Source organism: Xenorhabdus santafensis, from assembly GCF_033949405.1.
GTDB classification, from domain to species: domain Bacteria; phylum Pseudomonadota; class Gammaproteobacteria; order Enterobacterales; family Enterobacteriaceae; genus Xenorhabdus; species Xenorhabdus santafensis.
Map to the genome: position 1 here is coordinate 1 of NZ_VCDN01000345.1, position 333 is coordinate 333.

General features: G+C 37.8%; 1 protein-coding gene. It reads right to left on the bottom strand.

Going from position 1 to position 333, the window contains the following annotated elements:
• Positions 1-333: hypothetical protein (locus FE392_RS22720; protein WP_319931944.1), on the bottom strand; the 333-nt coding region annotated here is incomplete at both ends.

Genomic DNA, 333 nt, shown 5'->3' on the forward strand with positions numbered 1-333 from the left:
ATCCATATCTTTTTCTTTCTTCATATCTTCTTCTTTCTGATTATCTTTATCTTTACAAACATCCCCCCAACATTCGGCGGGCTCAGGAGCAACAGGAAGTTTGTCAGGTGGTTTCTCTTGTTCACCCTCTTTAAAGTGCTCTTGTTTGTCTTCAAAAGGCTTATCAGGTTGTTTAGGTTTATCAGGCTTAATGTCCTCAGGAAGAACAGGTTTAATCGACAAATCCATATCGTCAGGAATCTTCAAATTATCCCTAATATCCTTAACAGCATCCGCGATTTCTTTTGTGTTCTTTGCTATTTCATCGGTGTTCTTTTTAATCTCACCTGTATT